The organism is Nonomuraea longispora, from assembly GCF_004348345.1.
Lineage (GTDB): Bacteria > Actinomycetota > Actinomycetes > Streptosporangiales > Streptosporangiaceae > Nonomuraea > Nonomuraea longispora.
Genome location: NZ_SMJZ01000311.1, coordinates 1 through 6924 on the forward strand (window position 1 = coordinate 1; position 6924 = coordinate 6924).

The 6924-nt window shown below is 72.8% G+C and carries 5 protein-coding genes; all 5 read left to right on the forward strand.

The genetic code is table 11. From position 1 onward, the window contains the following. Positions 1-163 precede the first annotated feature (163 nt). Positions 164-1063, forward strand: a complete 900-nt coding sequence (gene murQ, locus E1267_RS41685) for an N-acetylmuramic acid 6-phosphate etherase (RefSeq protein WP_132341518.1) — start codon at positions 164-166, stop codon at positions 1061-1063. A 35-nt stretch (positions 1064-1098) separates the two neighbouring features. After that, entirely contained in the window at positions 1099-2154 is a 1056-nt protein-coding gene (locus tag E1267_RS41690; RefSeq protein WP_246064670.1) for a serine hydrolase domain-containing protein, read from the forward strand. Between the two features lie 195 nt (positions 2155-2349). Continuing rightward, positions 2350-3651 (forward strand): MFS transporter, encoded by a 1302-nt coding sequence (locus E1267_RS41695; RefSeq protein WP_165960097.1) that lies wholly within the window; start codon positions 2350-2352, stop codon positions 3649-3651. Between the two features lie 2 nt (positions 3652-3653). Continuing rightward, a complete protein-coding gene (locus E1267_RS41700; RefSeq protein ID WP_132341522.1) occupies positions 3654-3857 on the forward strand; it encodes an MbtH family protein in 204 nt (67 codons plus the stop codon). Positions 3858-3865: 8 nt separating this feature from the next. Continuing rightward, positions 3866-6924 (forward strand): condensation domain-containing protein (locus E1267_RS41705; RefSeq protein ID WP_165960098.1); only part of this gene is annotated, 3059 nt, incomplete at its 3' end.

Genomic DNA, 6924 nt, shown 5'->3' on the forward strand with positions numbered 1-6924 from the left:
GGTCGGGGAGGGTTCCGGTGGGGTTCGTGATCAGGCCGAGGCGGGTTCCCCCTGCGAGCGAGGGGGTCGTGGCCAGCCGTTCTGCTCCGGTACGTACGTGTGTCATGAACCCATTGTCTGAAAGATATTTACAAGAGAGAAGTAAAGGGTGGAAATTAGCGTCATGATTGATCCGCTACCCGAGCTGTCCACCGAGCAGAGCGACCCCCGCTACAGCCAGATCGACCGGCTGCCCACCGAGGAGATCGCCCGACTGATGAACCAGGCCGACACGGCCGTGCCCGCCGCCGTGGCCGCGGCCGTCCCGGCCATCTCGGCCGCCATCGACGCCATCGCGGCGCGGATGGCCGAGGGCGGCCGGCTGCTGTACGTCGGCGCGGGGACCTCGGGGCGGCTGGCGGTGCTCGACGCCAGCGAGTGCCCGCCCACGTTCGGCACCGACCCTTCGCTCGTGCAGGGGATCATCGCCGGCGGGCCCGATGCGCTGACCCGGTCGGTAGAAGGTGCGGAGGACGACGCGGAGGCCGGGGCCGCCGCCATGAAGGACCTGGAGGTGGGGCCGCTGGACTCGGTGCTGGGCGTCTCCGCCAGCGGCAGGGCCCCTTTCGTGCTGGGCGCGCTGGCTGAGGCGGCCGGGCGCGGCGCGCTCACCGCCGCCCTGTCGTGCAACACGGGCGCGCCGCTGTCGGCCGCCGCCGAGCATGCGATCGAGGTGGTCGTGGGGCCCGAGGTGGTGACCGGCTCGACCCGGCTCAAGGCCGGGACGGCGCAGAAACTCGTGCTGAACATGATCTCCACGATCGCCATGGTGCGGCTCGGTCGCACGTACGGCAACGAGATGATCGAGATGTCGGCGATGAACAGCAAGCTCGCCGGCCGGGCGCTGCGCATGGTCAGGGACATCACCGGAGCCGACCAGGAGACGGCCGTGGCGGCGCTGGACGCGGCCGGCGGCCAGGCGAAGATCGCGGTGCTGATGATCCAGCACGGGCTCGACGCCGAGGCGGCCCGCGCGCTGCTGGAGTCGCACGGCGAGCGCCTCAGCGACGCTCTGAGCGGCTGACGCCATCACACCACGACGGGGATGAGGGGACGGTATTGAACACCCGGCTGGACGCCATCCTGGCGGACGCGGTGCCGCGCGTGTGCTCCGCTGCGGTCACGCTGATCGCCGTGAACGGCTCGGTCGCCGCCGCCTCGGTGGCTGGCGAGCTCGTACGGTACGCCGGCGCGGACGGAACGCCTGCCGCGCAACGTCCGCCCGCACGGCGCGACTCGATCTTCGACCTGGCCTCGATCAGCAAGTTGTTCACCACGGCCGTGCTGCTCAGGCTGGCCGAGGAGGGCCGGCTGGACCTGGACGAGCCCGTGACGCGGCACGTCCCCGCGAGCGACGGGCGGATCACCCCGCGCCATCTGCTCACCCACACGGCGGGCCTGCCGGCGACCCGCCGCATCGACCTGGAGCTGCCGGACGCGGACGCGGCCACGCGGATGGCCGCGATGCTGGAGACGCCGGTCGTCCACCCGGTCGGCGGCCCTTACCTCTACAGCGACGTCGGCATGGTCATGGCGGGCCGCATCGCCGAGGTGGCCGGCGCAGCGCCGCTGGACGTGCTGGTCCGCACCCGGGTCACCGAGGTGCTCGGCCTGGCCGACACCGGTTACCGTCCCGCGTCGCCCGCGCGGGTGGCGGCGACCGAGTGGAAACCCGAACGCCCTGGGCCCGGTTGTGTACGCGGCGAGGTGCACGACGAGACCGCCTACGCGCTGGGCGGGGTGGCGGGGCACGCCGGGGTGTTCGCCACGGCCGGGGACCTGCTCGCCTTCGGCGAGGCGCTGCGGCGCGGCGGCGGCCCGATGCTGAGCGGGGAGAGCGTCGCCGAGATGACGCGCGACCAGGGCGCTGAGGGCGCTCCCTTCCGGCACGGGCTGGGGGTGCGGCTCGGCGATCCGTCCGTCGTGGGGTCGCTGGACGGCGCGTACGGGCATTCCGGCTTCACCGGCACCTCGCTCGTCGTCGACCCCGCTCGCCGGCTCACCGTGGTGCTGCTGACGAACGCCGTGCACCCGGTGCGCGGCCGCGACGGCATCGGCCGATTGCGCCACGCGGTCGCCGCCGAAGCGCTCCGCGCGGCTGACCTCGACCTTTGACAGGACGTAATTACGACACCACATAGTGCGTATTGCCCCGCCCAAAATGGTGTGTGAAGGTACTGATGAGGCGGCTGTGAACGGTAGGCCACCTCAGGGTTCCTTTCATCAGAAGGGCCTCGGGCACACATGGGTGGACCTCCATCGTCCCAACAACCGTCGCAACAGAACCGATTTATCCATCGATTTTCTGGGATGGGTAGATTCAGCCTGGTTTGGGGTGGCCAGGTCGTCACCCTCGTCGGAAATTCCGTTCTCCGTTTCTCCCTGGTCATCCAGGCGTGGACGGTCGACCACCAGGTCACCCAGGTCGTGGCGCTGTCGCTGTGCGCGCTGCTGCCCCAGATGTTGCTGAGCCCCACCGCGGGCGCCATCGTCGACCGTTTCCGCAAGCGCACCGCCCTGCAACTGGCCGACCTCGGCGGGCTCGTGGCCGTCGCCGCCATGACCGCCGTCTACTTCCTCGGCGACCTGCACCTGTGGCAGGTCTACGTCACGGTCGCGATGCTCGGGGCCGCCGCCGCCTTCCAGTTTCCCGCCCTGTCGTCGGCCGTGCCGCTGCTGGTCGGCAAGGAGCAGCTGCAGCGGGCCAACGGCCTGCTCGCCACCGCCAAGAGCGTGGCCGACGTGGGCGGGCCCGCGCTGGCCGGGCTGCTCGTGGTGACCGGCGGGCTCGGCGTGGTGCTCTGGATCGACCTGCTGAGCTTCGCCGTCGCCTTGCTCACCGTACGTCTGGTGCGCATGGACGGCGACCAGCCCGGCGAGGCGGGGACGCGCAAACGCCTCGGCGCCGACTCCCTGGAAGGGCTGCGCTACCTGTTCGCCCAGCCCAGCCTGCGCGGGCTCATCTCGGTGTTCTTCACGGTCAACCTGGTGATGGTCTTCGGGTTCGCCGTGGTGCAGCCGATGATCCTGGCCAGGACCGGCAGCGACGTCTCCGCGCTGGCCAGCGTGAACGCCGGCATCGGCGCCGGCGGCATCGCGGGCGGGCTGCTGCTGGCCGCCTGGGGCGGGCCGAAGAACCGGGTGCTCGGCATGATGCTCGGCGTCGTCGGCATGTGCGTCAGCGCGCAGATCGTCACGGCCATGGCGCATGGCGTCGTCGCCTGGACCGCGGCCATGCTCGTCGGCGCGATGATCATGCCGATCGTCAACGGGTCGATGCAGTCGATCATCCAGACCAAGGTGCCGAAGGACCGGCAGGGGCGGGTGTTCGGCGCCGTCATGTTCGTCTCGCAGATCTCCTCGCCCGTGGCGATGGCCTTCTCCGGGCCGCTCGCCGACCAGGTCTTCGAACCGCAGGCGGCGGCCGGCACCGGCCTGGCCGGGCTGCTGCGGCCCCTGGTCGGTACCGGCCCCGGCAGCGGCATGGCGGCGATGTTGTTCATCGCCGGCCTGCTCGGGGCCGCAGCCGCCCTGTGGGGGCTGGCCCGCCGTGCCGTACGCCACATCGACGTGCTGACCCCCGACCTCGAGAAGCAACCCGCGGGAGGCTGACCATGACCACCAACCCCTTCGAGGACGAGAACGGCTCCTATCTGGTGCTGGTGAACGACGAGAACCAGCACTCGCTCTGGCCGGCCGGCATCGACGTGCCCGCGGGCTGGCGGGTGGCGCTGGAGGAGAGCCCGCGGGCCGCGTGCCTGTCCTACATCGAGACGCACTGGACGGACATGCGCCCGGCGAGCCTCACCCGGTCCTGACGATGGGCGTGACGAACGGGGCCGCAGGCGGTGTGCACGAGGTCTTCGCGCGGCAGGCGGCGCGCACGCCCGGCAGGACGGCGCTCATCTGCGAGGGCGAACAGCTGACCTACGCGGAGCTGGACGCGCGCGCCTCGGCGCTCGCCGCGCGGCTCTCCGCGGACCCGGGTGCGGTGGCGGGCCGCCTGGTGGGGGTGCGCATGGAACGCGACGCCGAGTTCGTCGTCGCGCTCCTCGCCGTGCTGAAGGCCGGGGCCGGATACCTCGTGCTCGACCCGGGCTTCCCCGAGGAACGGCTGCGCGCCGTCGTGTCCGACGCGGGCGCCGCCGCCGTCCTCACCGCGGAGGGGATCGAACGCCTGCCGTACGACGCCCGCCACGACGGGGTCGCCTGCGTCATGTACACCTCCGGCTCCACCGGCAGGCCCAAGGGCGTCGCCGCCCGGCACCGGGCGATCGTGGCCACGGTGACGGGCCAGGACTACGTGCCGTTCGACGCCGTGTGGCTGCAGTGCTCCCCCGTGTCGTGGGACGCCTTCGCCCTGGAGCTGTGGGGGCCGCTGCTGTCCGGCGGCACCTGCGTGCTGCATCCGGGGCAGCGGCCCGACCCGATGGTGATGGCCCGGCTGGCCGCCGAGCACGGCGTCACCTGCATGTACCTGTCGAGCAGCCTGTTCAACGTGATCGTGGACGAGTACCCCGGCGCGCTCGCCGGCGTACGGCACCTGATCGTCGGCGGGGAGGCCCCGTCGCCCGCGCACGTCGGGCGCGCCCTCGACCGCCATCCCGGGCTGCGGGTCAGCAACGGCTACGGGCCCGTCGAAAACATGATCTTCATGACCACGCACCCGATCACCGCCTGCGACGGGCCCGTGCCCATCGGCGCGCCCCTGCGCGGCAAGCGGGTGCACGTCCTGGACGCGCGGCTGCGGCCGGTGGCCGACGGGGAGGTCGGCGAGCTGTACGCCGCCGGGGAAGGGCTCGCCCTGGGCTATCTCGGGCAGCCAGGGGCGACGGCCGAGCGGTTCGTGGCCGACCCGTTCGGCGCGCCGGGCGAGCGCATGTACCGCACGGGCGACCTCGTACGGCGCCGCGCGGGCGGGCTGGAGTTCGCCGGGCGGGCCGACGAGCAGGTCAAGATCCGCGGGTTCCGGATCGAGCCGGACGAGGTGGCCTCCGTGCTGGCCGCGCACCCGTCGGCCGGTCAGGTGCGCGTGGTGGCCAGGCAGGACACGCCCGGCGAGCGGCGGCTGGTCGCGTACGTGGTGCCGCGCCCCGGGCACACCGTGGACGGGGAGGCGCTGCGGGCCCACGCGTCGGCCGCGCTGCCGTCGTTCATGGTGCCGTCGGCGTTCGTGGTGCTGGAGGCGTTGCCGCTGACCGCGACCGGCAAGCTGGACCGGGCGGCCCTGCCCGCGCCCTCGTACGAGCCGGCCGGCTCCTCCGGGGCGCCGCGCGACGAGGTGGAGCGGCGGCTGTGCGAGCTGTTCTCCGACGTCCTCCGCGTGCCGGACGTGGGGGTGGACGACGACTTCTTCGCCATGGGCGGCGACTCGCTGACCGTGGCCAGGCTCCTCAGCAGGATCCATGCCGAGCTGGGCGTGGAGGTGGGCGTCCGGGCCCTGTTCGAAGGGCCGACGGTGGCCGCGGTCGCCGCCCTCGTCCCGGCCCCGCGTCCCGCTCCGGCACCCGTCGCCGGCCCTCCTGACGGCCCCGCGGGCGGTGTGCCCGCCGATGGGGCGCTGTCGTTCGCGCAGCGCCGCCTGTGGTTCCTCGACCAGATCGACGCGGGCGTGGCCTACAACATGCCCATGCTGGTACAGCTCAGCGGCCCCGTGGACGTGGCGGCCCTGCGCGGGGCGCTGGAGGACGTGGTGGCCCGGCACGAGCCGCTGCGCACGATCTTCACCGTCCACGACGGGGAGCCCGCCCAGAGGGTGCTGCCGCCGGAGCAGGCCAGGCCCGGGTTCGAAGCCGTCGACGTGGCGCGGGACGAACTGGACGCGCGGGTGTCCGAGGCGGCGAGGCACCGCTTCGACCTGGGCGCGGAGCTGCCTATCCATTCCGTGTTGTTCACGACCGGGCCGGACGAGCACGCGCTGCTGCTGGTCATGCACCACATCGCCACCGACGGGTGGTCGTTGCCGCCGTTCATGCGCGACCTGTCACAGGCCTACCGGGCGCGGCTCTCCGGCCGGCCCGCCGAACTGCCTCCCCTGCCCGTCCGGTACGCCGACCACGCGGTGCGGCACCATACGCGGGTGGACGCGCTGCCCGCCGCCGAGCTGCGCTACTGGCGCAGGACGCTGGCGGGCATGCCCGAGCCGCTCCCGCTGCCGCGCAGGCCGCAGACCCGCGAGCAGGGGACATGGAGGGCGGAGACGGCGGGCGCCGCGGGCACGGTGCTCAGGCAGGTCGGCCCCGGCCTGCACCGGCGGCTGGTGGAACTGGGCAGGGAACGCGGTGCCACGCTCTTCATGGTGTTGCAGGCGGGCCTGGCCGTGGTGCTCGAACGGGCGGGCGCGGGCACCGACCTGCCCATCGGGGCGCCGGTCGCCGGGCGGTCGGGCGACGAGGTGGACGACCTCGTCGGGTTCTTCGTCAACCTGCTCGTCCTGCGTACCGACCTGACCGGTGATCCATCCGCCGGCGAACTGGTGTCGCGCGTGCGGGAGACGGATCTGGAGGCGTTCTCGCACCAGGAGGTGCCGTTCGAGCGGGTCGTGCAGGAGCTCGCCCCGGCACGGCGTCCCGGGCGGCATCCGCTCGTCGACGTGGTGCTGGCGCTGCAGAACAACGCGCGGGCCGAGCTGTCGCTGCCGGGCGTCGAGTCGCGGGTCGAGGTGGTCAGGACCGGAGCGGCCCGGTTCGAGCTGCTGGTCGACGTGACCGACGACTACGGACCCGGCGGGAGGCCTGACGGGATCGCCGTGACCGTGGAGTACCGCCTGGACGCCTTCTCCGAGCCGGTGATGGAGTGGCTGGCGGACGCGCTGGTACGGGCCCTGGAGGCCATGGCCGCCGACCCCGGCGCACCGGTATCCGCCATCGACCTGCCCCCCGTACC

Bases quoted from the DNA above. Each gene is read 5' to 3' on its own strand.
- murQ (WP_132341518.1), top strand. From the start codon at position 164: ATGATTGATCCGCTACCCGAGCTGTCCACCGAGCAGAGCGACCCCCGC.
- E1267_RS41695 (WP_165960097.1), top strand. From the start codon at position 2,350: ATGGGTAGATTCAGCCTGGTTTGGGGTGGCCAGGTCGTCACCCTCGTC.
- E1267_RS41700 (WP_132341522.1), top strand. From the start codon at position 3,654: ATGACCACCAACCCCTTCGAGGACGAGAACGGCTCCTATCTGGTGCTG.